Annotated in this window: 21 protein-coding genes; 11 read left to right on the top strand and 10 right to left on the bottom strand. The window is 58.8% G+C overall.

The window, feature by feature from the left end; all coding sequences use genetic code 11:
* Positions 1 to 93: 93 nt before the first annotated feature.
* Positions 94 to 750, bottom strand: coding sequence for an alpha/beta hydrolase (locus tag VGC62_RS01455; RefSeq protein ID WP_331185322.1), 657 nt, complete (start codon positions 748 to 750; stop codon positions 94 to 96).
* Positions 751 to 1,233: 483 nt separating this feature from the next.
* Here VGC62_RS01455 and VGC62_RS01450 point away from each other — a divergent pair, with 483 nt between their 5' ends.
* The 4 genes from VGC62_RS01450 to VGC62_RS01435 all read left to right on the top strand — a co-directional run bounded on the left by VGC62_RS01450 (position 1,234) and on the right by VGC62_RS01435 (position 5,395).
* On the top strand, positions 1,234 to 2,265 hold the full coding sequence (locus tag VGC62_RS01450) for an amino acid ABC transporter substrate-binding protein (protein ID WP_331185321.1): 1,032 nt from the start codon (positions 1,234 to 1,236) through the stop codon (positions 2,263 to 2,265).
* A 65-nt stretch (positions 2,266 to 2,330) separates the two neighbouring features.
* Positions 2,331 to 3,512, top strand: a complete 1,182-nt coding sequence (locus tag VGC62_RS01445; RefSeq protein WP_331185320.1) for an amino acid ABC transporter permease — start codon at positions 2,331 to 2,333, stop codon at positions 3,510 to 3,512.
* Positions 3,513 to 3,522: 10 nt separating this feature from the next.
* Positions 3,523 to 4,620 carry an amino acid ABC transporter permease gene (locus VGC62_RS01440; RefSeq protein ID WP_331185319.1) on the top strand — a complete coding sequence of 366 codons (1,098 nt, stop codon included), beginning with the start codon at positions 3,523 to 3,525 and terminating at the stop codon, positions 4,618 to 4,620.
* Positions 4,621 to 4,630: 10 nt separating this feature from the next.
* Positions 4,631 to 5,395: an amino acid ABC transporter ATP-binding protein gene (locus VGC62_RS01435; RefSeq protein ID WP_331185318.1), complete on the top strand. Its 765-nt coding sequence runs from the start codon at positions 4,631 to 4,633 to the stop codon at positions 5,393 to 5,395.
* Between the two features lie 148 nt (positions 5,396 to 5,543).
* On the opposite strand, the gene mltF is transcribed toward VGC62_RS01435, so the two are convergent.
* Entirely contained in the window at positions 5,544 to 7,004 is a 1,461-nt protein-coding gene (mltF, locus tag VGC62_RS01430) for a membrane-bound lytic murein transglycosylase MltF (protein ID WP_331185317.1), read from the bottom strand.
* Between the two features lie 214 nt (positions 7,005 to 7,218).
* On the opposite strand from mltF, the gene purL reads away from it, so the two are divergent.
* Positions 7,219 to 11,118 carry a phosphoribosylformylglycinamidine synthase gene (gene purL, locus VGC62_RS01425; RefSeq protein ID WP_331185316.1) on the top strand — a complete coding sequence of 1,300 codons (3,900 nt, stop codon included), beginning with the start codon at positions 7,219 to 7,221 and terminating at the stop codon, positions 11,116 to 11,118.
* A gap of 6 nt (positions 11,119 to 11,124) precedes the next feature.
* Entirely contained in the window at positions 11,125 to 11,436 is a 312-nt protein-coding gene (locus VGC62_RS01420) for a YqfO family protein (RefSeq protein WP_331185315.1), read from the top strand.
* A 322-nt stretch (positions 11,437 to 11,758) separates the two neighbouring features.
* On the opposite strand, the gene nagE is transcribed toward VGC62_RS01420, so the two are convergent.
* The 7 genes from nagE to VGC62_RS01385 all read right to left on the bottom strand — a co-directional run bounded on the left by nagE (position 11,759) and on the right by VGC62_RS01385 (position 20,337).
* The gene (gene nagE / locus VGC62_RS01415; protein ID WP_414705728.1) at positions 11,759 to 13,405 is read right to left on the bottom strand and encodes an N-acetylglucosamine-specific PTS transporter subunit IIBC; all 1,647 of its coding nucleotides are present in this window, start codon (positions 13,403 to 13,405) and stop codon (positions 11,759 to 11,761) included.
* Between the two features lie 84 nt (positions 13,406 to 13,489).
* Positions 13,490 to 16,036, bottom strand: coding sequence for a phosphoenolpyruvate--protein phosphotransferase (gene ptsP, locus VGC62_RS01410; RefSeq protein WP_331185313.1), 2,547 nt, complete (start codon positions 16,034 to 16,036; stop codon positions 13,490 to 13,492).
* 27 nt (positions 16,037 to 16,063) lie between these two features.
* The gene (locus tag VGC62_RS01405) at positions 16,064 to 17,074 is read right to left on the bottom strand and encodes an SIS domain-containing protein (RefSeq protein ID WP_331185370.1); all 1,011 of its coding nucleotides are present in this window, start codon (positions 17,072 to 17,074) and stop codon (positions 16,064 to 16,066) included.
* A complete protein-coding gene (gene nagA / locus VGC62_RS01400) occupies positions 17,067 to 18,173 on the bottom strand; it encodes an N-acetylglucosamine-6-phosphate deacetylase (RefSeq protein WP_331185312.1) in 1,107 nt (368 codons plus the stop codon). The genes VGC62_RS01405 and nagA overlap by 8 nt, the downstream gene beginning before the upstream one ends.
* 29 nt (positions 18,174 to 18,202) lie before the next feature.
* A complete protein-coding gene (locus VGC62_RS01395) occupies positions 18,203 to 18,934 on the bottom strand; it encodes a GntR family transcriptional regulator (protein ID WP_331185311.1) in 732 nt (243 codons plus the stop codon).
* Positions 18,935 to 19,172: 238 nt separating this feature from the next.
* Positions 19,173 to 19,736: a L,D-transpeptidase family protein gene (locus VGC62_RS01390; protein ID WP_331185310.1), complete on the bottom strand. Its 564-nt coding sequence runs from the start codon at positions 19,734 to 19,736 to the stop codon at positions 19,173 to 19,175.
* Positions 19,737 to 19,785: 49 nt separating this feature from the next.
* Complete coding sequence (locus tag VGC62_RS01385; RefSeq protein ID WP_331185309.1) at positions 19,786 to 20,337, bottom strand: NUDIX hydrolase; 552 nt, start codon at positions 20,335 to 20,337, stop codon at positions 19,786 to 19,788.
* Between the two features lie 148 nt (positions 20,338 to 20,485).
* Here VGC62_RS01385 and VGC62_RS01380 point away from each other — a divergent pair, with 148 nt between their 5' ends.
* From VGC62_RS01380 to purT, 5 genes are all read left to right on the top strand, one after another.
* Positions 20,486 to 21,097, top strand: coding sequence for a CoA pyrophosphatase (locus VGC62_RS01380; protein ID WP_331185308.1), 612 nt, complete (start codon positions 20,486 to 20,488; stop codon positions 21,095 to 21,097).
* Positions 21,098 to 21,178: 81 nt separating this feature from the next.
* Positions 21,179 to 21,703, top strand: a complete 525-nt coding sequence (locus VGC62_RS01375; protein WP_331185307.1) for a gamma carbonic anhydrase family protein — start codon at positions 21,179 to 21,181, stop codon at positions 21,701 to 21,703.
* Positions 21,703 to 21,924 (top strand): DUF1289 domain-containing protein, encoded by a 222-nt coding sequence (locus VGC62_RS01370; protein ID WP_331185306.1) that lies wholly within the window; start codon positions 21,703 to 21,705, stop codon positions 21,922 to 21,924. The genes VGC62_RS01375 and VGC62_RS01370 overlap by 1 nt, the downstream gene beginning before the upstream one ends.
* Positions 21,925 to 22,016: 92 nt before the next feature.
* Entirely contained in the window at positions 22,017 to 22,484 is a 468-nt protein-coding gene (locus VGC62_RS01365) for a VUT family protein (RefSeq protein WP_331185305.1), read from the top strand.
* Between the two features lie 118 nt (positions 22,485 to 22,602).
* Positions 22,603 to 23,784, top strand: a complete 1,182-nt coding sequence (gene purT / locus VGC62_RS01360; RefSeq protein ID WP_331185304.1) for a formate-dependent phosphoribosylglycinamide formyltransferase — start codon at positions 22,603 to 22,605, stop codon at positions 23,782 to 23,784.
* 97 nt (positions 23,785 to 23,881) lie between these two features.
* Here purT and VGC62_RS01355 read toward each other — a convergent pair whose 3' ends face one another.
* A complete protein-coding gene (locus tag VGC62_RS01355; protein WP_331185303.1) occupies positions 23,882 to 26,365 on the bottom strand; it encodes a penicillin acylase family protein in 2,484 nt (827 codons plus the stop codon).
* Positions 26,366 to 26,406 lie beyond the last annotated feature (41 nt).

The raw sequence follows: 26,406 nt of genomic DNA, 5'->3' as shown, positions 1-26,406 counted from the left end.
AGGGAATGTACGCCGGGCAGTGTAAAGCAAGAAGTCGGCCCGGCGTAGTGCCATACCAAATCTGCTGCGCAATTGAAAGGAGCAAGTAGCTGCTTAGCGCAGCCGATCCCCGAGCCAGACACCTATGTCGGTAATTTCCTGCGGTAACACTTCGTGGCCCATTGGGTATTCCTGCCATGTCGCGGTGACGCCTTGCGCCTTCAAGTGCTCATAAGCGCTTCGTCCCATGGCATTTTGTACGACTTCATCGTGCTGCCCATGCAAGCAATACACCGCAATCTGTTGTTGACTGGGCGACAGCGTCATTTCGTCACTGAATGTGGGGGCGTAAGTGGACAGCGCGAGCACGCCACCCAGCGGGCCTTGCCAGCGCAGAAATGCAGCATGCAGCACCACCGCGCCACCTTGCGAGAAGCCCGCCAGGAAGATCCGCGCCGGGTCGATGCCGTCGTCGCGCTGCGCTTCAATCAGGTCAAGCACCCGTTGGGCCGAGGCTTCCAGTTGATCGCGGTCGATGGCGCGTGCCGGGCTCATGGCTTTAATGTCGTACCAACTGGGCATTTGGTAGCCACCATTTACAGTGACTGCCCGAGTGGGTGCTTGCGGCAGAACAAAACGAGTTGTCGGCAGCGAGCGCTGCAACGTCTCGGCAACGGGCATGAAATCGTAGCGGTCTGCACCCAGGCCGTGCAGCCAGATAACACAAGCATCTGCGGCCTTTTCGGGTTCCAGGATCAGGGGTTCGCTCATAGGTGCTCCAATTGTGTGCGAGGCGTCTGGCGTGGCGCTTCAAGGCGGTGCGGCCAGTTGTTCGATGGATGAAAGAAGATGTCGCAAGATTACAAGTTTAGTGCTTGACCTGTCGCTAATTTGACAATGCCACCATGGTGGTACGCGCTTTGCTACAAATCCATCGGAGTGAAAGCGCTCACCTCTGTCGGTAACACTAGCAGGTAACTGTATAGTGCCGACCGGGGCGGCAAGGAGCCCATTCGGGAGGGCTCCAGGCACGGTTCGTCTCAGACCCCAAGGGTCGGGGAACATCAGGGGGCTTCAGTCCGCAGGCCGAACATGACGCTCAAGGGCGGGTGACGAGAAGACCTCGCGCCGTTTTTTGAGTGTCGGTCTTGCGTCGCATGACCCAAAAATACGCCAGCACGGGTCATTAACGCCTCACAAGGGTGCGACGGGACTAAAGCTCCTTACACAACAAAGAGCAAACTGGAGGTTTGAATGAAGATGTTGAAATCCACCCTGGCTGTAGTGGCCGCCGCAGCAGTGCTCGGTGTCAGCAGTTTCGCTCAGGCGGGCGCGACACTGGATGCCATCCAAAAGAAAGGCTTCGTACAGTGCGGCGTCAGCGACGGCCTGCCAGGTTTCTCGGTGCCTGATGCCAGCGGCAAGATCGTTGGTATCGACGCAGACATCTGCCGCGCGGTTGCCGCTGCCGTTTTCGGTGACGCGACCAAAGTCAAATTCAGCCAACTGAACGCCAAAGAGCGTTTTACCGCGCTGCAATCCGGCGAAATCGACATTCTGTCGCGTAACACCACGTGGACCAGCTCCCGTGATGCAGGCATGGGGCTGGTGTTCCCAGGCTTTGTGACTTACTACGACGGTATTGGCTTTCTGGTTAACAACAAGCTGGGCGTCAAAAGTGCCAAGGAGCTGGACGGTGCAACCATCTGCATCCAGGCCGGTACCACCACTGAGCTGAACGTATCCGACTACTTCCGTGGCAACGGCCTGAAGTACACCCCGATCACATTCGATACCTCCGACGAAAGCGCCAAATCGCTGGAATCCGGCCGTTGCGACGTGCTGACTTCCGACAAGTCGCAGCTCTACGCACAGCGCTCCAAGCTGGCCTCGCCGAAGGACTATGTCGTTCTGCCTGAGACCATCTCCAAAGAACCTCTGGGGCCGGTTGTACGTCGCGGCGACGAAGAATGGGCCACCATCGTTCGTTGGGTTGGCTACGCTCTGCTCAATACCGAGGAAGCCGGTGTCACTTCGAAAAACGTCGAAGCCGAAGCCAAATCCACCAAGAACCCCGACGTAGCACGTCTGCTGGGTGCTGACGGTGATTACGGTCCACAACTGAAACTGCCTAAGGACTGGGTCGTCAAGATTGTTGCCCAAGTCGGTAACTATGGCGAAATCTTCGAGAGAAACCTGGGTAAATCCACACCTTTGGCCATTGACCGTGGTCAGAACGCTTTGTGGAACGCTGGCGGCATTCAATACGCACCACCCGTGCGCTGATTGACCTGCGCCCGGCCACCTGATCAGTGGCCGGGGGCTTCGTTCCATTTATTCCGGGGCAATTCATGCAAAATCAAATCAGCGCACCAAAGCAGAGGTTATCCCTCAGCGACCCGAAAGTGCGTGCGTGGCTATTTCAGATAATCACCGTTATCGCAGTAGTCTCGATGGGTTGGTATCTGTTCGATAACACGCAAACCAACCTTCAACACCGGGGTATCACCTCAGGTTTCGATTTCCTTCAAAACAGCGCCGGTTTCGGTATCGCGCAGCATCTGATTTCCTACACGGAATCGGATACCTACTCGCGCGTATTTCTGATCGGTCTGCTGAACACCCTTCTGGTGACCTTCATCGGTGTGATTCTGGCGACCTTGCTAGGGTTCGTCGTGGGTGTCGCCCGGTTGTCCAACAACTGGATTATCAACAAACTTGCCACTGTTTACGTGGAAGTCTTTCGCAACATCCCGCCGCTGCTGCAGATCCTGTTCTGGTATTTCGCAGTCTTTCTGACACTGCCGGGGCCGCGTGCGGCGCATGGTTTCGCCAACAGCTTCTTCCTCAGCAGCCGCGGCATCAACATGCCGGCGGCTATTGCCACGGATGCTTTCTGGCCGTTCGTGATCAGCATCGTCTTGGCGATTGTCGCGATCAAGTTGATGGCTAACTGGGCGAACAAGCGGTTCGAAGCCACTGGCGTGCCGTTTCATAAGTTCTGGGCCGGCCTTGCGCTATTTATCGTGATTCCGGCGCTTTGCGCGCTGATTTTCGGTGCCCCGGTGCATTGGGAAATGCCTGAGCTCAAGGGCTTCAACTTTGTCGGCGGCTGGGTATTGATCCCGGAACTGCTCGCATTGACCCTGGCATTGACGGTGTACACCGCAGCGTTCATCTCCGAGATCGTACGGTCCGGTATCACGTCGGTCAGCCACGGCCAAACCGAGGCTGCGCGTTCGTTGGGCCTGCGTCCCGGCCCGACATTGCGCAAAGTCATCATTCCGCAGGCCATGCGCGTGATCATTCCGCCGCTGACCAGCCAATACCTGAACCTGGCGAAGAACTCTTCGCTGGCAGCCGGTATCGGTTACCCGGAAATGGTTTCGTTGTTTGCCGGTACTGTGCTTAACCAGACGGGGCAGGCTATTGAAGTCATTGCCATCACCATGAGCGTGTACCTGGCGATCAGTATCAGCATTTCTCTGCTGATGAACTGGTACAACAAGCGCATTGCGCTGATCGAGCGGTGAGGAAACGCGCATGACATCTCATATTTTCAAACCTGATATGCCGCCGCCGAGCAAAGTCTTCGGCCCGGTGGCATGGATGCGGCAAAACCTGTTCTCCAACTGGTGGAACACGCTGCTGACGCTGTTCGCGATCTACCTGGTCTGGCTGGTCGTACCGCCGCTGCTGAGCTGGGCGATATTCGACGCCAACTGGGTTGGCACCACGCGCGAAGATTGCACCAAGGCTGGCGCTTGCTGGGTATTTATCGAGCAGCGTATTGGTCAGTTCATGTATGGCTACTACCCGGCCGAGCTGCGCTGGAGGGTCGATTTGACTGTCTGGCTGGCGATCATCGGTGTAGCGCCACTGTTCGTGAAAGCAATGCCGCGCAAGGCGACGTACGGTTTCAGCTTCCTGATCATTTACCCAATTGTCGCGTTCTTCCTGTTGCATGGCGATATCTTCGGTCTGACCCAGGTGGCAACCAGCCAGTGGGGCGGCCTGATGCTGACGCTGGTGATCGCCACGGTCGGTATTGCCGGCGCGCTACCACTGGGTGTGATTCTGGCGTTGGGGCGTCGTTCCGAGATGCCAGCGGTACGCGTGATATGCGTGACCTTCATTGAGTTCTGGCGTGGCGTTCCGTTGATCACTGTGTTGTTCATGTCTTCTGTGATGCTGCCGTTGTTCCTGCCCGAAGGCATGAACTTCGACAAGCTGCTACGGGCGTTGATCGGCGTGATTCTATTTCAGTCGGCCTACGTTGCTGAAGTGGTACGCGGCGGCATGCAGGCAATCCCGAAAGGGCAGTACGAAGCCGCTGCTGCGATGGGCTTGGGTTACTGGCGCCGGATGGGCCTGGTGATTCTGCCGCAAGCCCTGAAGTTGGTCATTCCGGGCCTGGTCAATACAGTGATTGCGTTGTTCAAGGACACAAGCCTTGTGATCATCATCGGCCTGTTCGACCTGCTCAATAGCGTCAAACAAGCTGCCGCCGACCCTAAATGGCTCGGTATGGCCACCGAAGGCTACGTCTTCGCGGCCTTGGTGTTCTGGATCTTCTGTTTCGGTATGTCCCGCTACTCCATGCACTTGGAGCGTAAGTTGGACACAGGCCACAAGCGTTAGGAGTTTTGCCATGAGTGAAGTTATCAGTAAGCCTCTGGGCGCCGAAGGCATGATCCGGATGGAAGGCGTCCATAAATGGTACGGCCAGTTCCACGTACTCAAAGACATCAACCTGAACGTGCGTCAGGGCGAGCGTATCGTTTTGTGCGGCCCATCGGGTTCGGGTAAGTCGACCACCATTCGCTGCCTCAACCGTCTGGAAGAGCACCAGCAAGGCAAGATCGTTGTTGATGGCACCGAGTTGACCTCGGACCTGAAGCAGATCGAAACCATCCGCCGTGAAGTCGGCATGGTGTTTCAGCACTTCAACCTGTTCCCGCACCTGACCATCTTGCAGAACTGCACCCTGGCGCCGATGTGGGTACGCAAGATGCCCAAGAAGAAAGCCGAAGAAATCGCCATGCACTACCTGGAGCGCGTGCGCATTCCGGAGCAGGCGCATAAATTCCCGGGCCAGCTTTCCGGTGGTCAGCAACAGCGCGTGGCGATTGCCCGGGCGCTGTGCATGAAACCGAAAATCATGCTGTTCGATGAGCCAACCTCGGCGCTCGACCCGGAAATGGTCAAGGAGGTGCTCGACACCATGGTCGGCTTGGCAGAAGAAGGCATGACCATGCTCTGCGTGACCCACGAAATGGGCTTCGCCCGCACCGTGGCCAACCGCGTGATCTTCATGGACAAAGGTGAAATCGTTGAACAAGCCGCGCCGAACGACTTCTTCGACAATCCGCAGAGTGATCGTACCAAGTTGTTCCTCAGTCAGATCCTGCATTGATTGGTTGATGGCAGCATAAGAAACCCGGACTCAGGTCCGGGTTTTTTTATGTATGTCTGGACGATGCAATTGTCTGTAGGGGACTCCCGCCGTCCAGGCGCCGTACTGTCGCGTAGCCCGGCTTGTACACGCAGATTCATTTGAGCCGTTACAGCTGTGGGGTTTCTTCCGGTGGCTTGGTCTTGTCTACGCCCGGCACATGCAGATTGCTTTCGGCGACCTGGCTACCTTCAAGCTGCGGCTGGGTTACCCATGTGAGGATGTCGTAATAGCGGCGGATGTTGGCGACGAAGCTCACTGGCTCGCCACCGCGGGCATAGCCGTAACGGGTTTTGCTGTACCACTGTTTCTGCGCCAGGCGCGGCAACATTTTTTTTACGTCGAGCCATTTATTTGGATTCAGGCCTTCGTTTTCCGCCAATTTACGTGCGTCGTCGAGATGTCCCGTGCCGATGTTGTAGGAAGCCAGCGCTAGCCATGTACGATCCGGCTCTTGAATTTTGTCATCAAGCTGATCCTTCACGTAGGCAAAGTATTTCGCTCCGCCTTGTATGCTTTGTTTCGCGTCCAGTCGGTTGACGACACCCATTGCCTGGGCAGTGCTTTGAGTCAGCATCATCATCCCGCGAACACCGGTTTTCGAGGTCACGGTTGGTTGCCATAACGATTCCTGATAACCGATGGCAGCCAGCAAGCGCCAGTCGACCTGTTCTTGCTTGGCCGACGCCTGAAAGTGTTTTTCGTACTTGGGCAGACGCTCTTGCAGGTGCTGGGCGAAGGTGTACGCGCCGACATAACCCAGCACATCCACATGGCCGTAATAGCGATCCTTGAGCCGCTGCAGCATGCCGTTTTTTTGCACTTTATCGAGAAACGCGTTGATCTCGTTCAGCAGGCTGTTGTCATCGCCCAGCGCCACCGCCCAACGTTGATCGCGGGCATCGCCCAGGTCGAAGGCGACACGCACGTTGGGGAAATACACCTGGTTCATTGCCAGTTCATTGGAGTCGACCAGGGTGAGGTCAATCTGGCCCTCGTCGACCATGCGCAACAGGTCAACGACTTCAACCTGATCAGATTCTTCGTACTGCAATTGCGGATATTTTACTTTTAGCGCCGCGAGTTGCTCGGCGTGGCTGCTGCCTTTGAGCACAAGTATGCGTTTGCCCACCAGATCACTGGGGTCGGTCGGGCGGTTTTGGCCGTTTCGGTAGATAACCTGTGGTGTCACTTGGAGGTAGGAATGCGAGAAACGCACCTGTTGCGCACGTCTGTCGGTGCTGATCAGGCCTGCGGCGGCGATCACCGGGCCGCCCGGTTTATTCATCTGATCGAACAGGTCGTCAAGGTTGTCAGCGGTCTCGATCTTCAGCTCTACGCCAAGGTCATCGGCAAAACGCTTCACCAGTTCGTACTCAAAACCGGTCTCACCATTGCGGTCCTGGAAATAAGTCGCCGGGCTGTTACGGGTGACAACGCGCAGAACACCATCCTCCTTGACTCGTTCAAGCGTGTTGGGTTTCTCAACACACGCACCGAGCAGCAGGAAGATTCCGGTTGCGATGAGCCACTTGGCACAGCGTGGGCGGAAATCTGATTGGGAAAACATCCACGCAGTATACGCAAAGCAGCCTGACCACCATATCTCGACAGCGGAGGTCGTGTCTGATAAGGCCGCCAGTTCGCGACCCGTTCACAAACCGCAGGGTGTCGCGCCGACGTTCGGGTGTGTTCGATGCAGTCGTTTCGGGTGCCGAAAGTGGCGGTTTACGCTAGAATGCACGGCCTCAAAGCACACCCCCTTCCCCGAGGCTGTCCCGACGATGTTGATCCTGCGTGGTGCTCCCGCCCTTTCTGCTTTCCGCCACAAGAAATTACTTGAGCAACTGAGCGATAAAGTTCCGGCTGTCAGTGGCCTGTACGCTGAGTTCGCCCACTTCGCTGAGGTTGCCGGCGTTCTGACCGAAGAAGAGCAGCAGGTCCTCGCCCGCCTCTTGAAATACGGCCCCAGCGTGCCGGTTCAAGAGCCACGCGGCCGTTTGTTTCTGGTGCTTCCGCGTTTTGGCACGATCTCGCCGTGGTCGAGCAAAGCCACCGATATCGCCCGCAACTGCGCCCTTACCAAGATCCAGCGCCTTGAGCGCGGCATTGCCTTTTATGTAGAAGGTCAATTCAGCGAAGCCGATGCACAACTGATCGCCGACAACCTGCACGACCGCATGACGCAACTGGTGTTGGGCACCCTGGAGCAGGCCGCAGGCTTGTTCAGCCATGCCGAACCCAAGCCGTTGACGGCTGTTGACGTGCTGGGTGGCGGTCGCGCCGCGCTGGAAAAAGCCAACGTTGAGTTGGGCCTCGCGCTGGCCGAAGACGAAATCGATTACCTGGTCACCAGCTTCAATACCCTCAAACGCAACCCGCACGACATCGAACTCATGATGTTCGCCCAGGCCAACTCTGAGCACTGCCGTCACAAGATCTTCAACGCCAGTTGGGACATCGACGGTCAGAGCCAGGAAAAAAGCCTGTTTGGCATGATCAAGAACACCTACGTCTTGCACAGCGAGGGCGTACTGTCGGCTTACAAGGACAACGCTTCGGTGATCGTCGGCAGCGTTGCCGGTCGTTTCTTCCCGAACGCTGAAACCCGCGAATACAGCGCCGTTCAGGAGCCGGTTCACATCCTGATGAAGGTCGAAACCCACAACCACCCGACCGCGATTGCGCCGTTTCCAGGTGCCGCAACTGGTTCCGGTGGTGAGATTCGTGACGAAGGCGCGACTGGCCGTGGCGCCAAACCCAAGGCGGGCCTGACGGGTTTTACCGTGTCCAACCTGAACATTCCGGGTTTTGTCCAGCCGTGGGAAAAGCCATACGGCAAGCCTGAGCGCATCGTGACGCCCCTGGACATCATGATCGAAGGCCCACTGGGCGGTGCGGCGTTCAACAACGAATTCGGTCGTCCGGCATTGACCGGCTATTTCCGTACCTTCGAGCAATCCATCGTGACCCCGCACGGCGAAGAAGTGCGCGGCTACCACAAGCCGATCATGCTGGCCGGTGGTTTGGGCAATATTCGCGAAGACCATGTGCAGAAAGGCGAAATCACCGTCGGTGCCAAGCTGATCGTGCTCGGTGGCCCGGCGATGTTGATTGGTCTGGGTGGTGGCGCGGCGTCCTCGATGGCCACTGGCACCAGTTCGGCAGATCTGGATTTTGCGTCCGTTCAGCGTGAAAACCCTGAAATGGAGCGTCGCTGCCAGGAAGTGATCGACCGCTGCTGGCAGTTGGGCGATCACAACCCGATTGCATTCATTCACGACGTGGGCGCTGGCGGTTTGTCCAATGCCTTCCCGGAACTGGTCAACGACGGTGGTCGCGGCGGGCGCTTCGAGCTGCGCAATGTGCCGAACGATGAGCCGGGCATGGCTCCGCTGGAAATCTGGAGCAACGAGTCCCAGGAGCGTTATGTGCTGGCGGTCAGCGCCGAGAATTTCGAGCGCTTCAAAGCCATCTGTGAGCGTGAGCGTTGCCCGTACGCAGTAGTGGGTGAAGCCACCCAAGAGCCACAATTGACCGTCACCGACAGCCACTTCGGTAACAGCCCTGTCGATATGCCGCTGGAGGTGTTGTTGGGCAAAGCCCCGCGCATGCACCGTTCGGCCACTCGTGAGGCCGAGCTGGGCGACGATTTCGACCCAAGCACGCTCGACATCGAAGAAAGCGTGCAGCGTGTGTTGTTTCACCCAGCCGTTGCCAGCAAAAGTTTCCTGATCACCATTGGCGACCGCAGCATCACGGGGCTGGTCAACCGCGATCAAATGGTTGGTCCGTGGCAGGTGCCGGTGGCTGACGTCGCTGTCACCGCGACCAGCTTTGACGTGTACACCGGCGAAGCGATGGCCATGGGCGAGCGCACGCCGCTGGCCTTGCTGGATGCTCCGGCATCCGGGCGCATGGCAATTGGCGAGACGCTGACCAACATCGCAGCCTCGCGTATTGGCAAGCTTTCCGACATCAAACTGTCGGCTAACTGGATGTCCGCTGCCGGTCACCCAGGTGAAGATGCGCGTCTGTACGACACTGTGAAAGCGGTTGGCATGGAGTTGTGCCCTGAGTTGGGCATCACCATTCCGGTGGGCAAGGACTCGATGTCCATGAAGACCCGCTGGAGCGACGAAGGCACCGAAAAAACCGTGACCTCGCCGCTGTCGTTGATCGTGACAGGCTTTGCGCCAGTCACCGATATTCGTGGCACGCTGACCCCGCAACTGCGCATGGACAAAGGCGTGACCGACTTGATCCTCATCGATCTTGGTCGTGGCCAGAATCGCATGGGCGCATCCATTCTCGCGCAGACCCACGGCAAGCTGGGCAAAGTGGCGCCGGACGTCGATGACGCAGAAGACCTCAAGGCCTTCTTCGCGGTGATCCAGGGCCTGAATGCCGACGGCCACCTGTTGGCGTACCACGACCGCTCCGACGGTGGTCTGCTGGTGTCTGCGCTGGAAATGGCCTTCGCCGGTCATTGCGGCTTGAACCTGCAACTGGACGGTCTGGCCGAAAACAAAGCCGAAATCGCCGCGATCCTGTTCAACGAAGAGTTGGGCGCCGTGATTCAGGTCCGTCAGGATGCAACCCCAGGCGTACTGGCGCAGTTCAGTGCTGCTGGCCTGGGCGGCGACTGCGTGGCGGTCATTGGCCAGCCGGTGAACAGCGACGACGTGCGCATTAATTACAACGGCGAGTCAGTGTTCACGGGGCAGCGTCGTTTGCTGCAGCGTCAGTGGGCGCAAACCAGCTACCAGATCCAGCGTCTGCGTGACAACGCGGAGTGCGCCGATCAGGAGTTCGATGCGTTGTTGGAAGAAGACAACCCAGGCCTGAGCGTCAAGCTCGGCTACGACGTCAACGACAACATTGCTGCGCCTTACATCAAGAAAGGCATTCGCCCACAGGTTGCCGTTCTGCGCGAGCAGGGCGTCAACGGCCAGGTCGAAATGGCGGCAGCGTTCGACCGGGCCGGCTTCGCCTCGGTTGACGTACACATGAGCGACATCCTCGCCGGTCGTGTCGACTTGAACGCGTTCAAAGGCCTGGTGGCCTGCGGCGGTTTCTCCTACGGCGATGTACTGGGCGCGGGTGAAGGTTGGGCCAAATCAGCGCTGTTCAACACCCGTGCGCGCGATGCGTTCCAGGCGTTTTTTGCACGCCAGGACAGCTTCGCCCTTGGCGTATGCAACGGTTGCCAGATGATGTCCAACCTGCGCGAACTGATCCCCGGCAGTGAGTTCTGGCCGCACTTTGTGCGCAACCGTTCCGAGCAGTTCGAAGCACGCGTGGCCATGGTGCAGATCCAGGAGTCGGCGTCGATCTTCCTGCAAGGCATGGCCGGTTCGCGCATGCCAATCGCCATTGCGCATGGTGAAGGGCACGCTGAATTCAAGAGCCCGGAATCGCTGCTGGAAACCGACGTGTCGGGCACCGTTGCGATGCGTTTTGTCGATAACCACGGCAAAGTCACCGAGAATTACCCGGCCAACCCGAACGGCTCGCCGCGCGGTATCACCGGCCTGACCACGCTCGACGGTCGCGTCACCATCATGATGCCGCACCCTGAGCGGGTGTTCCGCGCGGTCAACAACTCGTGGCATCCCGAGGAGTGGAGAGAAGACGGCGCGTGGCTGCGCATGTTCAGGAACGCTCGGGTTTGGGTTAACTGATAGCTGATGTACAAGCTCGCTTTCTTCGTCCCGCCGAGCCATGTGGAGCAGGTCAAGAGCGCTTTATTCGCTGCCGGTGCGGGGCGAATAGGGGCCTATGATTGCTGCGCATGGCAAGTGTTCGGTCAAGGCCAGTTCCGCCCAATGGATGGCAGCCAGCCATTCATTGGGCAGGCTGGCGAGATTGAGCAGGTGCAAGAGTGGAAGGTCGAGTTGGTCGTTGCCGATGAGTTGATTCAGCAGGCAGTGGCCGCGCTCAAGCACAGCCATCCCTACGAAACACCTGCTTATGACGTGTGGAAGCTGGAAGATTTCTAGCAACGCGGTGTGCCTGAGACACCGTCTCGCGAACAAGTTCACTCCTACAGCGGGTCTACTGCTGTGTTGAAAGCATCCGCCAATGGTCCGCAGTTCAATCTGTAGGAGCCAACTTGTTGGCGAGGCGACCAACGCGGTGTGCCTGAGACACCGTCTCGCGAACAAGTTCACTCCTACAGCGGGTCTACTGCTGTGCTGAAGATATCCGCCACTGGTCCGCCTAGACGGATGGTCCGCAGTTCAGTGCGCTCTGGCCCTGACCCGCCATGTAGAAGCCGGGCTTGCCCTAATGCCAGTCAGTTAAGCCACTTTTGAACGATTTTCACTTTTCGTCTGATGATGCGACCAACCCCTGGAGCGCCTCGCTCAACCCCTGCGCTTGGTCACCCACCAATACATGCCACGCTCCATTCCCCACATTTCGCACACCTTGGCATCCCAGCACATTCAGTTGATTGGCGGCGATGTGCTGTCCCTCTTTTAGCTGGACCCGCAAACGGGTCAGTGCCACGCATTCGACATGCGTGACACCGTTTCCGCCCAACGCTTTGAGCCACTGAGCTGCTTGTTTGGAATCGACTTGCGCAGCGCTCGCCAGCAAAGCGCCGTCAGCCTGTGGCGAAACACTGGTCGCATGGGGCAGGGCATTACGCAACTCGTCGGCAATGCTGTCCGCCATCGGACCGACCACCACCTGCAAACTGCCCGCATTGCCCGGCCGGACAACGGCCATCGCGCCCAGCGCTTTGAGTGCTGCGTCATCGGCCTTGTTGCGATCTGCCAGTTGCAAACGCAAGCGCGTGGTACATGCGTCGATGCTCAACAGGTTCTCGGCACCGCCCAAGGCTGAGATATAAGCGCTGGCACGGTCACTTCGCGAGACCTGGGCCACATTAACCACAACCTGTTCACGCCCCGGCGTCTTCAGGTTCAGACGCCGGATGCACTGATCGAACACCACGTAATACACCGCGAAATACACCAGCCCCACGGGAAAGATCATCCAGCCATTGGTGGACTTGCCCCAACCCAGCGCCATGTCGATAGCCCCGCCGGAGAAGGTAAAGCCCAGGCGAATGTTCAGCATGTCGGTCAGCGCCATGGACAAACCGGTCAGCAGGGCGTGAATCACATACAGCAGCGGCGCGAGGAACATGAAGGCGAACTCAATCGGCTCGGTCACGCCGGTGAGGAACGAAGTCAGGGCCATGGACAGCAGTACGCCACCAATCAGCTTGCGCTGGCCCGGCAATGCATTGCGGTACATCGCCAGACAGGCTGCTGGCAAACCGAACAGCATCACCGGAAACATACCTGTCATGAACTGCCCGGCCTTTGGGTCGCCAGCGAAGTAACGGGCCAGATCACCCGTGACCACGCGCCCGGTTTGCAGGTCGGTAAAGCTGCCGAACACGAACCACACCAGGTTATTAAGGATGTGGTGCAGCCCGGTAACGATCAAAATCCGGTTCATCACGCCAAAGAAGAATGCGCCAATGCTGCCGCTTTCCATCATCAACTGGCCCAGGCTATTAATACTGTGCTGGATCGCTGGCCAGATCACCCCGAAGATCAGCCCAAGCAGGACTGCCGACAGGCCGGTGGCGATGGGCACGAAACGTCGTCCGCCAAAAAATGCCAGATACGCCGGCAGGGCGATGTCCTTGAAGCGGTTGTACAGTCCGCCGGCCAGCAGGCCGCTGATGATCCCGGCCAGCATGCCCATGTCGATGTGCGGATCGAGCACCTTAAGCGTTGCAGTCATCACCAGATAGCCGATGGCGCCCGCCAGCCCCGCCGTACCATTGTTGTCACGGGCGAAACCTACTGAAATGCCAATGGCAAAGATCAGCGCCAGGTTACTGAAAATGGCGTTGCCCGCCGCATGGATGACCGCGATATTAAGCAGGTCGGTATCGCCCAGGCGCAGCAGCAACCCGGCGATGGGCAGGATCGCGATGGGCAGCATCAATGCGCGGCCAAGGCGCTGTAAGCCCTCAATGAAATATTGATACACGGCATCTCTCCTTGATTATTGTTGTGGGAAATTGCCCTAGCGGGCCAATGCAGACGAATGGAATGTCGCGCAGGCTTCGCGCACGGCCTGGGCACTGCTCAGGTTGAGCAGGCGCTGGGCCAGGGCTGCGCATTCACGTGTGTCCAACTGACGCACCAGCGCTTTGATCTCGGCAATTTGCGGCGGGCTGACTGACAATTCGCGAACCCCAAGCCCGATCAGCGCAGCGGTGGCGAGCGGCTCAGAAGCAAGAGCACCGCAGACGCCCACCCAACATGATTTACCCGAAGCGCCCGCACAGGTCATGGCGATCAGCCGCAGCAGCGCCGGATGCAGCGCATCGACACGCCCGGCCAGCCCTGCGTGATCACGGTCCATCGCCAAGGTGTATTGCGACAAATCGTTGGTGCCGATGGACAGGAAGTCCGCATGCTCGGCCAGTTGTTCAGCCATCAGCGCCGCTGACGGCACTTCAATCATCACGCCCAGTTTCGGACGTTCGGTAATCCCCATGTCTGACGCCAGTTCATCCAACCGTTGGCGTACCGCGAGGAGTTCGCTGACTTCACTGACCATCGGCAACAGGATTCGACAACGACTCAACGGCTTGACTCGTAGCAGCGCGCGTAACTGTTGATCGAGCAACTCAGGGCGCGCCTGACCCAAGCGGATACCGCGCAACCCCAGCACCGGGTTGGCCTCAAACGGCAGCGGCAAATACTCCAACTGCTTGTCGCCGCCGATGTCGATGGTGCGAATGATCACCGGTTTAGCACCCATTGCGTCGAGCACCGATTGGTATGCGGCTAGCTGTTGGTCTTCGGTTGGCGCCGTACGCCGATCAATAAACAGAAACTCAGTACGCAGCAGGCCGACACCGTCCGCACCCATCGCCTGAGCCTGTCGCGCATCAGCGTCAGAGGCGACATTGGCGGCAATGTCGAGGGTGACATCGTCAACCGTTGTTGCAGGTAGATGTGCCTGTTGCTGGAGTCGGTTGTGCTGCTCCAGGTGCTGTGTTTGAAACGTCGCGACCTGCTCCAGGCGCGCTTGATCCGGCTTCAATTCAAGGCGCCCGCTGTTTGCATCCAGCACCACTACCTGGCCTGCCAACTGATCAATCGATGCAAGCAGCGACGAGCCCAATGCCACCACGCAAGGCAAGCCTTTGCCGCGAGCGAGAATCGCCACATGGGAGGTTGCGCCACCTTCAGCCATGCACAACCCAGCGACGTTGTGGTCACTCAACAGCATCAGGTCCGAAGGGGTCAGTTCGTGAGCGATGACGATGGCCTGGGGAGGGATGTCGAGCGCTCGGTCCGCGCCAAGCAGTACACGCAATACTCGCTGGCGCAGGTCGCGCAGGTCATTGGCGCGTTCAGCCAATAAGGCATTGTCGAGGGCCTGGAGTTTGTCGCATTGGGCAAGCAGCGACTGACTCCACGCATGGCCTGCCGAACGGCCCTGCTCGATAGCGGCATGCGCGGCGTCCAGCAGGGCCGGGTCATCCAGCATCGCCAGATGCGTAGCGAAGATGGCGGCGGCTTGCGGGTCCGCAGTGGGGCGCGATTGTTGCAGCGTGACGCTAATGTGCAGGCGGACTTGATCCAGCGCGTTGTTGAGAAGTGAGCGTTGTTCGCTGGGCGAATGATTGCCAGGGTCTTGCTCAAGTTCAATTGTGTCGAGCCTGAACAATGGACCGCAGGCTAAGCCTGGTGACGCTGATATGCCCTGCAATAGGCCGTTTTCAACGTCAACGTAGGGTGTTGCTTTCGGTAGGGACGAAGACTGCCGAGGGTAAGGCGCTTCATGGGGGATGGGCGTCGATAGCGCTTTCAGCAACGCTTGCAGCGCAACTTCGCTGTCGTGACCAACGCAGATCACTTGTACTTCGTCGTGCTCGGCGACGCCAAGGCCCATGATGCCGGTCAGGCTGTCAGTGGAGGCACTTGCTCCTGCGAAATGCAGCTCGGCGCGGCTGGTAAATTGCCTGGCTGTCTGGCGTACCAGCGCCGCAGGTCGTGCATGCAAACCGCCGTTATGGGCGACACGAATACTGCCGCGTGACGGCTGGGCGAGTGCGTCGTTTGCGGTTTCGGTCCTGGCCGGGGCGGCGAGGGCCGTGATGTGTAAAAACGGATCGCCGACCTTGACCGATTTCAGGTGGGCGATGGGCGTCAGCTTGAATCCTTCGCCATTGAGCAGGATCACTGCACTGATCAGGCTGCGGCTGTGTCGCGCCACTTTGTCCAGATCAAAACGCAGCAGTGGCTGGCCTTCGGCGACGCTTTGTCCTTCGGTGACCAGTGCTTTAAATCCGTCGCCGTTGAGGACCATGCTGTCGATGCCGATGTGCATCAGCCATTCGGCACCGTTTTCGGCGCGCAAGGTCAGGGCATGGCCGGTGCGCGCGATATTGGCGATTACTCCGGCGCACGGTGCGTGCAAGCAATCGTCGAGGGGGTCGATGGCAAGGCCGTCGCCTATCGTGCCACTGGCCAATACCGGATCTGGCACCTGTGCCAGGGTGATGACGGGACCACTGAGTGGGGCGCTGAGGGTCATTTCTTTGTTGTTATGCATGACGTCGTCCTTGTGCCGTGTTTTGAATCAGTGGGTCCGGGTGATTTTGCTCAGATGGCGGGGTTGGTCCGGGTCCAGGCCGCGTGCGTGTGCAAGCTCGGCGGCCATGACGTAAAAACTCTGAATGGCGAGGATCGGATCAAGCGCGGGGTGATCGGCGCAGTTCAACGTCAGGTCACGTTCGGCGATGTCTGCGGGCGCTGCCAGCAAGACCCGTGCGCCACGCTCGCGCATGTCAGTGGCCAGTTTCAACAGGCCGTTCTGCTCAGCGCCGCGAGGGGCAAACACCAGCATTGGGTAATGCTCGTCGATCAGCGCCATGGGGCCGTGACGCACTTCGGCGCTGCTGAAGGCTTCTGCTTGTATCGCGCAGGTTTCCTTGAACTTCAGTGCCGCTTCCTGAGCGATGGCAAAGCCCAGGCCACGGCCGATGACCATCAAGCGCTGGCAATCCTTGAGTGCATTGATTGCAGGGGACCAGTCCTGGCGCGCCGCTTCGCGCAAGCGTTCAGGCAAGGTTTGGCCCGCAGCCAACAAGTCGGCATCTTGCGTCCAGTGAGCCAGCAACCGGGCGCTGGCGCTCAAGGTCGCGATAAAGCTTTTGGTCGCCGCGATGCTGAGTTCAGCGCCGGCATTCAACGGCAGCAGGTATTCACAGGCTCGTTCGAGGGGCGATCTTTCGGCGTTGACCATCGCCACCGTCAATGCACCGCCCGCGCGCAGGGATTTGAGGCTGTCGACCAGGTCCGGGCTTTGTCCTGACTGCGAGAAGGCAACAGCGAGTTGGTTCTTTACCTGCATGGGCGAGCTGTGCAGCGTGACAACCGACATCGGCAACGAGGCGACGGGGACGCCGATCAATTGCATGGTCAGATAGGCGAAATAGCTGGCGGCGTGATCGGAGCTGCCGCGTGCCACCGTCAGCACCACGTGAGGTGCTAACTGACGCAAGTGTTTGGCCAGTGACATTAAGTGTGGCTCGGTCAGCGTCAATTGACGCTGCACCGCGTCGCCTGAAGCCAGGGCTTCATCAAGCATTTTTGGGTTCAATGGTTTCTCCTTCAACCATGACAGCATGGAGTTTCAGATCGCGATCAAGGAATACGGCGTCGGCCCAGCTGCCATTGTGCAGACGACCACGGTCTGCAAGACCGAGATAATCCGCAGGAAATTGCGACAGGCGTTGTGAGGCTTCTGCCAGGGGTAAGCCGATTTTCACCAGATTGCGCAGCGCTTGATCCATCGTCAGCGTGCTGCCTGCAAGAGTCCCGTCGGCCAGGCGCACGCCGCCCAGGCATTTGGTCACGGTGTGGCTGCCCAGCTTGTATTCACCGTCCGGCATGCCGGTTGCAGCGGTGGAGTCGGTGACGCAGTACAGGCAGGGAATCGAGCGCAGGGCCACGCGAATCGCGCCGGGATGCACATGCAGAAGGTCGGGAATCAGTTCGGCGTATTGCGCATGGGCCAGTGCCGCGCCGACGATACCGGGCTCTCGGTGATGCAGCGGGCTCATGGCGTTGTACAGGTGAGTAAAACTGCTGGCGCCTGCTTGCAGCGCTTTGACGCCTTCCTCGTAACTGCCCAGGGTGTGGCCGATTTGCAGGCGTATGCCGCGTTCGGATAACGCTCGGATCAATTCAAAATGCCCGGCGATTTCAGGGGCCATGGTGATGACTTTGATCGGCGCCAGGCTCAGGTAGTGTTCGACTTCGCTCAGCAACGCGGTGTGTGCGTGATTGGGCTGGGCGCCGAGTTTTCCGGGATTGATGTAGGGGCCTTCCAGATGCACGCCGAGTACACGGGCAGTTTTGGGCTTGCGGGTTTGGCAATACACGTCGAGTTGGCTCAGGACTTGCTCGATCTCATCGGCTGGCGCAGTCATGGTGGTTGCCAGCATCGAGGTGGTGCCGAACCGCAAGTGCGTGCGGGCGATGGTCTCGAAACCGTCCGTGCCCTGCATGATGTCGCTGCCGCCACCGCCATGCACATGCAGGTCGATGAAACCGGGCATGACATAAGGCAGATCGTTGGTGTGCGGGTCGCAGGGCCTACCGTGAATACCTGTCACGCGACCGCCACTGTGTTCAAGGTGGCCGCGAACCCAGCCGGTGCTCGTGAGAATGTTGTGTTCGCGCATGCAGACTCCGTTTTTTGAGGCGACCTGGCTTAGCGACGCAGTTCGGCGACAAAGTCGTAATAGTCGTCGCGGCAATAGGTGTCGGTCAGTTCGATGGGGGTGTTGTCGGCCAGATAGCCGATCCGCGTCATCAACAGCATCGCAGTGCCGGTTTCGATGCCTACCTGTTCGGCCATCTCTGCCGAGGCATTGATCGCGCGGATGTGTTGCAGTGCGCGAACGACAGGGCGGCCAATGGTTTCCAGATACGCGTAAAGCGAATCGCCAATGGCTTGGGGGTCTGGCAATAACGCAGTGGGCAGGGTGCTCAGCTCCACCGCCATGACGATGCCGTCGGCTTTGCGTAGACGCTTCAGGCGCACGACTTTTTCGGTCGGTGACAGGCTCAGGCGAATCAGTTGTTCATGCGTCGGCAGAGCAATGTCGTGCTCCAGCCATTGCGAGCTGGGAGTGAAACCCTTGAGGCGGAGCATTTCGCTAAAGCTGGATAAGCGCGAAAGTGGCTGTTCAAGGCGCGGGGTGATAAACGTGCCGGAGCCTTGGTTGCGCCGAATCAGGCCTTGTTCAAGCAGGATTTCCAGGGCTTTACGCGCTGTCACGCGGGAGATGTTCAGCGTTTCGCTCAGGCTGCGCTCCGAGGGTAGCGCCTGCTCGGCCTTCCATTGACCCGCATGAATAGCCGCTTCCAGGTTGCGTGCCAATTGCAGATAAAGCGGCGTTGGTTGGCTGTCGTCAGGGCGCAGGGACAGGATCGAGTGCATGTACGGTTCCCGCAGTGGCTTGGTGTTGTTTTCGGATAATGACCCGAAAACTAATACCACTTAGATACCACGTCAAGGCGGTGAGCTGGTTTTGTTGTCACCAGGTTGTGACAGGGCTCGCCTATTCAGTAGGCGCTGCCCTGTTTGATGCGCGACAGCGCGGTCTCTGGACGACGAGGGGGCTCCTATGGCAAGCGAGGGGCTTGGTTTCGTTTGGAGTGGTATTTAACTGGTTCGGCTACGGCCGAATCTCGATCATGGTCCCATCCTTCACCAGGTCCCAGACCTCACGGATATCGCTGTTTCTCATGGCGATGCAGCCGTTGGTCCAGTCCAGGGTCTGGAAATACCACTCTGGGTATTCCTCATCCACCGGAGTGCCGTGGATCATGATCATGCTGCCGGGATTCACACCTTCGCGGCGGGCGCGGGCGGAGTCGGAGAGGTTGGGGTAGGAAATATGCATCGCCAGGTTGTAGCTATCACTGGTCTTGCGCCAGTCCAGCCAGTAAAAACCTTCCGGGGTGCGTTGATCGCCTTCCTGCAGCTTCGTGCCTTTGGGCACCTTGCCCAGCGAAATACGATAGGTCTTGAGCGCTTCACCCTTGCTGATCAGCTGCAACTGATGCGCAGACTTGAGCACCAGCACTTTATCGATTATGCGATCAGCGATGTTCTGGGTGTTGACGACCTTGTCGCCAATGAATTTTTGTTCACTGCCTTTGGGCACGATGGTCTGGGTGAACGACGCTTGCGACAGCGAAACGAACGACAGACAGAAAACGGCAAGCAACCAACGCATCGAAACGGTATCCCTGAAGACTGCGCGTGTTCGCGCGTCGGTCATCTGATCAAGTGGTTTTTAATGGACGCGACGCTGGCAGGCAATCGGTATGAACCGGAAAATCCCCGGCCCGCCGGTCGATGAAGAAGCATTCTAGGGTACGTCTGACTGTGTGGAAAGCCAGCTCGCCCCACGGAATGTCGGCTTCTTCGAATAGCTGCACTTCAAGGCTTTCCACGCCTGCGGCAAAGTCCAGGCTTGCTAGTTCTGCGCGATAGAATACGTGGACCTGGCTGATGTGTGGAACGTCTATCAGCATGTACAAATGCACGTTACGCAGCGTTGCACAGGCTTCTTCGACAGTTTCCCTGCGAGCCGCCTGTTCGATGCTTTCGCCGTTCTCCATGAAACCCGCTGGCAGCGTCCAATATCCCAGGCGTGGTTCGATGGCGCGCCGACACAGCAATACCTTGCCTTCCCACACCGGCAGACAGCCCGCCACGATATTGGGGTTCTGGTAATGAATGGTATGGCAGTGCTCGCACACATAACGTAGGCGGCTATCGCCTGCGGGAATACGCTGGATGACCTGTTCGCCGCACTGGCTGCAGAATTTCATGATCGAACCGCATGACTGAAGGCAGGGGCTATCTTGGCGTGCGCTGTGGGTTGTCGGCAAGCGGCATAAGCCTGCAACAGGTCCCGGGGCTTGGGCAGGTCGCGGCTTTGGTGCATGATGCTGGGTAGGCAATAGATCGAGACATCCCATGCTGGACGAGTTACTTCGCCGAATTGGCAGCTACACACCAGGCACGCTGGAGACTGACGCACGCTTCCCCGAGGCGGCTGTGCTGTTGCCCATCACACGCAGTGACGAACCCGAACTGGTTCTGACCCTGCGCGCCAGCGGCTTATCGACCCATGGTGGCGAAGTAGCCTTTCCGGGAGGGCGTCGAGACCCTGAAGATCGCGACCTGGTGTTCACCGCGTTGCGCGAAGCCGAAGAGGAGATAGGCTTGCCGCCTGGCCTTGTGGAAGTGATCGGGCCGCTGAGTCCATTGATTTCCAAGCACGGGATCAAGGTGACGCCTTATGTCGGAATCATCCCCGATTTCGTCGAATATCGCCCCAATGATGGCGAGATCGCCGCTGTGTTCAGCGTACCTCTGGAGTTTTTTCGCCAGGACGCCCGCGAGCATACGCATCGCATCGACTACCAAGGCCGCAGTTGGTATGTGCCAAGTTACCGCTTCGGCGAGTACAAAATCTGGGGGCTGACCGCGATCATGATCGTCGAACTGATGAACGTGCTCTACGACAGCAACATCAGCCTGAATCATCCGCCTCAACGTTCCTCTATCGAGATTCTTAAGTCCTGAAACATCCTTTCATTCACGTCAGAGCTACACGCTCGCCAGCAGCCATAGCGCCATCAAGCGTTGCGCCATGAGGACAATAAAATGAAATACCGCCTGGGGGATTCCCGTGTTCAAACCCACCCACAAAGCTGGGTCGCGCCCACCGCAACACTCATCGGCAAGGTCAGGCTGGAAGCCAACGCCAGCGTGTGGTTTGGCGCGGTGTTACGTGGCGACAATGAGTTGATCCACATTGGTGAAAACAGCAACGTGCAGGATGGCACCGTGATGCACACCGACATGGGCTCGCCGCTGAACATCGGCAAGAACGTCACCATCGGTCACAACGTCATGCTGCATGGCTGTACGGTGGACGACAACACGCTGATTGGCATCAATTCGGTGATCCTCAACGGTGCCAGGATCGGCAAGTACTGCATCATCGGCGCCAATTCGCTGATCGGCGAAGGCAAGGTGATTCCGGATGGTTCGTTGGTCATGGGTTCTCCGGGCAAGGTGGTGCGCGAGCTGACTGACGTACAAAAGAAGATGCTTGAGGCCAGCGCCGCGCATTACGTGCTAAACGCCCAGCGCTATGCGCGGGACCTGGCGCCGCAGGAAGAGTGATGAGCGTCGATGCCACTGTTCCTGAAAAGCCTGTTCGTTCGCCGTGCGTGAACATCTGCGCGTTGGATGATCAGGATATTTGCCTCGGCTGCCAGCGCACCGTTGCAGAGATTATCGGCTGGAGCCGCATGGACAATGCCGCGCGGCGTGTGGTGTTGGGGCTGTGTCATCAAAGGGCAAGGGCGAGCGGGGTGGTCTGGACGCTGGGCGTGAAATCCTGAGTATCCCTACCGTCCGAGAAGGCGTTGGTTCTGACAATCCAGCCCTGCTGTCCTGCTAACATTGCCCACCTTTCCTGCGGACCTCACAGCCCATGCTCTTCCTGATCACCTACATCGGCAGTGTCGTGCTGATCAATTTCGCTTTTTCTACCGCGCCGGACCTGGACATCATTTGGTCGGCGTGGGGCGGGTTGGTGTTTGTGTTGCGGGACATGGTGCAAACTCGTTACGGCCACGGTGCAATCTTCGCCATGCTGGCGGCGCTGGCGCTGTCTTACATCACGTCCGATCCGACCATCGCCCTTGCCAGCGCCACTGCGTTCGCGGTGTCCGAATGCATCGACTGGCTGGTCTTCACTGTCACCAAACGCCCGCTGCATGATCGTTTGTGGCTCAGTTCGGCCCTGAGCATTCCGCTGGATACCTTCATTTTTTTCGGCATGATCGACGCCCTGACCCCACCTGTGATCCTCACTGCGCTAGGCTCAAAGTTCGCTGGCGTGACTGCGGTCTGGTTGGCCATGGCCTGGCGGGCGCGGAAAAACGCCTGCCCGAACTGAGTGACGAGTCCCTTGGCTTCGTGCTCTTGGGCCTTCGTGTTAAATTGCGCGCCTTTCTTCCCTGCGGTTGCTCGCCCAAGGCGGGTCGCCCTCGATATTTGCTCCCCGAGGACCTGAGATGACTCAAATCGGAACTCCACTGTCGCCGACCGCGACCCGCGTATTGCTGTGCGGTTGCGGCGAGCTTGGCAAGGAAGTGGTGATCGAACTGCAACGCTTGGGTGTTGAAGTGATCGCCGTCGACCGTTACGCCAACGCGCCGGCCATGCAGGTCGCACACCGCAGCCATGTGATCAACATGCTCGACGGCGCGGCCCTGCGCGCAGTGATCGAGGCCGAGAAGCCGCATTACATCGTCCCGGAAATCGAAGCCATCGCTACGGCGACGCTGGTCGAGCTGGAATCCGAAGGCTTCACCGTGATCCCGACCGCGCGCGCTGCGCAGCTCACCATGAACCGCGAAGGCATTCGTCGTCTGGCTGCTGAAGAACTTGACCTGCCAACGTCGCCGTATCACTTCGCTGACACGTTTGAGGCCTACAGCAGAGCCGTCAAGGACCTCGGCTTCCCGTGTGTGGTCAAGCCGGTGATGAGCTCGTCGGGCAAAGGCCAAAGCCTGCTCAAAACAGACGCTGATATCCAGAAAGCCTGGGATCACGCACAGGAAGGCGGTCGCGCTGGCAAAGGCCGGGTGATCATCGAAGGCTTCATCGACTTCGATTATGAAATCACCTTGCTGACCGTGCGCCATGTCGGCGGCACCACTTTCTGCTCGCCAGTCGGCCATCGGCAGGAGAACGGCGACTATCAGGAGTCCTGGCAGCCACAGGCCATGAGCCCGGTCGCGCTGGCTGAGTCCGAGCGGGTTGCCAAAGCCGTGACTGACGCGTTGGGCGGGCGTGGCCTGTTCGGCGTCGAGTTGTTCATCAAAGGCGATCAGGTGTGGTTCAGCGAAGTGTCGCCGCGCCCGCATGACACCGGCCTGGTGACGCTGATTTCTCAGGACCTGTCGCAGTTTGCGCTGCACGCCCGCGCCATCCTGGGCTTGCCGATTCCATTGATTCGTCAGTTTGGGCCATCGGCTTCGGCGGTGATTCTGGTCGACGGCAAATCGACTCAGACCGCCTTCGCTAATTTGGAGCAGGCATTGAGTGAACCAGATACTGCCCTGCGTCTGTTTGGCAAGCCACAAGTCAACGGCCAGCGCCGTATGGGGGTGACGCTGGCCCGCGATGAGTCCATCGAAGCTGCCCGCGCCAAAGCAACCCGTGCGTCGAGAGCGGTGAAGGTTCAGTTGTAAGCGTTATACGCAAATAAAAAACGACGCCCATCGAGGCGTCGTTTTTTATGTGTTTAGGCAGATCGTCGGTCAGGCCGCCATAGGATCGTGGTCGGCGTTACTTCCCTGGCGTTAACGTCAACCGCGCTTTGCCGTACACCTTCTCAAAGTTCTGAGGTTGCATCGGGATCGACAGGTACTGGCCTTTGAGCCAAGGATCGATGCCATCTGCGTAGTTGGGGCTGGCCGGGTTGCCCGATTGTCCTGCGCCGTTCTGGCCCATCATTGGCTCCTGCTGCGAGAAGTCGACGATGATGCGCAAGGTCGAGGCCTGCACGGCATCGAAGTCCTGCCCCCAGCGATAGCCCGACGCATTCAGCGTGGTGTGGTCGCCGCCCGCTGCTATCGGGCCTTTGAACACGTTTGCCTTGCTACCACTGAGCGCCGCTGCCAACTGAGCGCTTTGGCTGGTCCAGCCGTAATGGTGCAGTTTGCCCCACTGCCAGGCTTTGTGATCGCCACCCAGCAAACTGTCGCCAGCAGTGATGGCTGCCGCCAGACTGCGCGCCAGAATCGCCGGTTTGTCTTCTTTTTGCGCAGTTTTTACGTCGTCCCAGTAAGGGCTGTCTTCACGTCCCAGCAGATGGTCGGCTTGGGCTGAGTAGGACAGGTCGGCGTCTTGCACCAGCGCTTGCCATGCCGGGCTGCTTTGCGGGCCCAACTCATCAAGGAATATCTGCTTGGCGCTTTCCTGCAAGAACAACTCATACACGGCAGCGTCCGCCGAAGCCGCCGATAGTTTGCCGTCGAAGGCCATCAGGCGTGTATAGGCTTCGCGCGCTTTGTCACGCTCCAAGGTTGGCAGCGTGTCGATGGCTTTTTTCAATGGCCCCGACATGCCTGGCGCTTCGAACATTTTCTTCAGTTTGGCGGCAAACGTCGTGGTTTGGTCGTACTGCATGGCGATGGTGCTGCGGCTGTCTTGCTTGCCGCTGTTCGCGAGCTCGGCAATACGCTCGGCGCGCTCTGGGTAATCCCACGAGTTGGACAGCTGCATGCCGTAGCCCTTGGGCACCGTGCGGTTATTGGCATTGCCCATCCAGCCCGACTGCGGGTCTTGATCGTAGGGATGCAGCATCGAGTCGGCAAAACCATCCCAGTCGAAACGGCTGTCCCAGCCCGGCGAAGGCACCAGTCCCAACCCTTCACGGCGATTCGGATATTTGCCCGTGACTTGCCAATCAGTGTTGGAGGCATCAGCAAACAGCATGTTCAGGGTAATGGCGCGTATCTCGCGGGTGGTATCGAATGCGCGCTCCACGTTCTGCGCGCGAGTCAGGTCAAACAGTGCGTCGAGCGTCTTGTCGTCCTTGGCATCAGGGGTTTGCAGCGCCAGGCCAAGTCCGTTGCTCAGTGGTGCGGCACCGCCATTGAGTAAGGCGCCATGGCGAGTTGCATAGGCTGCTTCACGTACCGGGCGCTGACCTTTGACGAAGAAGGTTTCCTCGTGAGCCGTCGCGGGCAACCACTTGCCGTCGGCCATGTACATCAGGCGGTTGTTTTCGCGCTTGATCTTTTCCAGGAACAGATCCTGGTTGTCGCCCATGACCGGACCCATGCCCCACGCCAACTTGCCATTAAAGCCCGACAACACCAACGGCAGACCGGCCACGGTGACGCCTGCAGCCTGATACTTGGGCGCGCGGATCTGCACGAAACTCCACATGGAGGGCAGTGTGGTCGGTAATTGACTGTCGGTGGCCAGCAGGCTTTTGCCGCTGCGTGCGCGTTGTGGCGCGATGGCCCAGTTGTTTGACGCGGCGACGCCCAGCAGGTTGAGATCGGAGAGTTGCATCGCGGCTTTGTCCAGCTCGCTCAGGCCAGGTAACTGCGTCCCCAGGTTCAGGCCTTTGAGTTTTTCGGCTTCGGCGAACGGTAATTCTTCGTCGGGGTACGTCGGCAACAGCCAGGCGAGCTTGTCGGCACCGACTTTTTGCGCCAGTACCAGCGAGGAAATTTCCTCCTGCAGGTTCACCGAAAAGCTGAAGTTCAGCAGGCTGAAAATCAGTGCTGAGTCTTCCGGCTTCCAATATTCAGGGCGATAGCCGGATTCGGCCAGATCGGACGGCAGCTTGTCGCGGTAGCGGAACAAATAGGCGTTGACGCCGCGCGCATAGACTTCGAAGAAGCGCTTGAGGCGCGGCGATGAGGCGGCGTACAACTCACTGGCGTTCTGCTTGAGGTTGGCGGCGCGCATCATCCGGTCAAGATCCAGCGCGCCGGGGCCGGCTATTTCCGACAGACGACCCTGGGCCAGCAGGCGCATTTGCACCATCTGCGTAATACGGTCGCTGGCATGCACGTAGCCAAGGGTGAACAGCGCGTCGTGGAACGTGTTGCTTTCGATCAGCGGCATGCCTTGATTATTGCGGCGTACCGAGACGTTTTGCGCGAGCCCCTTGATGGCGAACACGCCGCTGCTAGGCGGCAGGGTGCTGCTGTCACCCCCATTGAGCTGGCAACCTGCAAGGCTTAAAAGCCCTGTCATGGCAGCGGCAACGCCGAACCGGTTTTTTACAGATGAGAGGGCTGGCGAGGCCATGTTGAAGCTCCTGCGGGGTAGACGTACGAAAGCCGCTACGT

The sequence above is a fragment of the Pseudomonas sp. genome (genome assembly GCF_036404235.1).
Classification (GTDB): Bacteria; Pseudomonadota; Gammaproteobacteria; order Pseudomonadales; family Pseudomonadaceae; genus Aquipseudomonas.
Note: the sequence above shows the minus strand (reverse complement) of the source record. Positions and strands in the feature narration are given on the sequence as shown.

Bases quoted from the DNA above. Each gene is read 5' to 3' on its own strand.
- VGC62_RS01435 (WP_331185318.1), top strand. From the start codon at position 4,631: ATGAGTGAAGTTATCAGTAAGCCTCTGGGCGCCGAAGGCATGATCCGG.
- VGC62_RS01395 (WP_331185311.1), bottom strand. From the start codon at position 18,934: ATGCACTCGATCCTGTCCCTGCGCCCTGACGACAGCCAACCAACGCCG.
- VGC62_RS01380 (WP_331185308.1), top strand. From the start codon at position 20,486: ATGCTGGACGAGTTACTTCGCCGAATTGGCAGCTACACACCAGGCACG.
- VGC62_RS01375 (WP_331185307.1), top strand. From the start codon at position 21,179: ATGAAATACCGCCTGGGGGATTCCCGTGTTCAAACCCACCCACAAAGC.
- VGC62_RS01420 (WP_331185315.1), top strand. From the start codon at position 11,125: ATGTACAAGCTCGCTTTCTTCGTCCCGCCGAGCCATGTGGAGCAGGTC.
- VGC62_RS01405 (WP_331185370.1), bottom strand. From the start codon at position 17,074: ATGCTTGATGAAGCCCTGGCTTCAGGCGACGCGGTGCAGCGTCAATTG.
- VGC62_RS01365 (WP_331185305.1), top strand. From the start codon at position 22,017: ATGCTCTTCCTGATCACCTACATCGGCAGTGTCGTGCTGATCAATTTC.
- mltF (WP_331185317.1), bottom strand. From the start codon at position 7,004: ATGTTTTCCCAATCAGATTTCCGCCCACGCTGTGCCAAGTGGCTCATC.
- VGC62_RS01355 (WP_331185303.1), bottom strand. From the start codon at position 26,365: ATGGCCTCGCCAGCCCTCTCATCTGTAAAAAACCGGTTCGGCGTTGCC.
- VGC62_RS01370 (WP_331185306.1), top strand. From the start codon at position 21,703: ATGAGCGTCGATGCCACTGTTCCTGAAAAGCCTGTTCGTTCGCCGTGC.
- purL (WP_331185316.1), top strand. From the start codon at position 7,219: ATGTTGATCCTGCGTGGTGCTCCCGCCCTTTCTGCTTTCCGCCACAAG.
- ptsP (WP_331185313.1), bottom strand. From the start codon at position 16,036: ATGCATAACAACAAAGAAATGACCCTCAGCGCCCCACTCAGTGGTCCC.
- VGC62_RS01440 (WP_331185319.1), top strand. From the start codon at position 3,523: ATGACATCTCATATTTTCAAACCTGATATGCCGCCGCCGAGCAAAGTC.
- nagA (WP_331185312.1), bottom strand. From the start codon at position 18,173: ATGCGCGAACACAACATTCTCACGAGCACCGGCTGGGTTCGCGGCCAC.
- VGC62_RS01455 (WP_331185322.1), bottom strand. From the start codon at position 750: ATGAGCGAACCCCTGATCCTGGAACCCGAAAAGGCCGCAGATGCTTGT.
- VGC62_RS01450 (WP_331185321.1), top strand. From the start codon at position 1,234: ATGAAGATGTTGAAATCCACCCTGGCTGTAGTGGCCGCCGCAGCAGTG.
- VGC62_RS01390 (WP_331185310.1), bottom strand. From the start codon at position 19,736: ATGCGTTGGTTGCTTGCCGTTTTCTGTCTGTCGTTCGTTTCGCTGTCG.
- VGC62_RS01385 (WP_331185309.1), bottom strand. From the start codon at position 20,337: ATGAAATTCTGCAGCCAGTGCGGCGAACAGGTCATCCAGCGTATTCCC.
- purT (WP_331185304.1), top strand. From the start codon at position 22,603: ATGACTCAAATCGGAACTCCACTGTCGCCGACCGCGACCCGCGTATTG.
- VGC62_RS01445 (WP_331185320.1), top strand. From the start codon at position 2,331: ATGCAAAATCAAATCAGCGCACCAAAGCAGAGGTTATCCCTCAGCGAC.
- nagE (WP_414705728.1), bottom strand. From the start codon at position 13,405: ATGCTGCCCATCGCGATCCTGCCCATCGCCGGGTTGCTGCTGCGCCTG.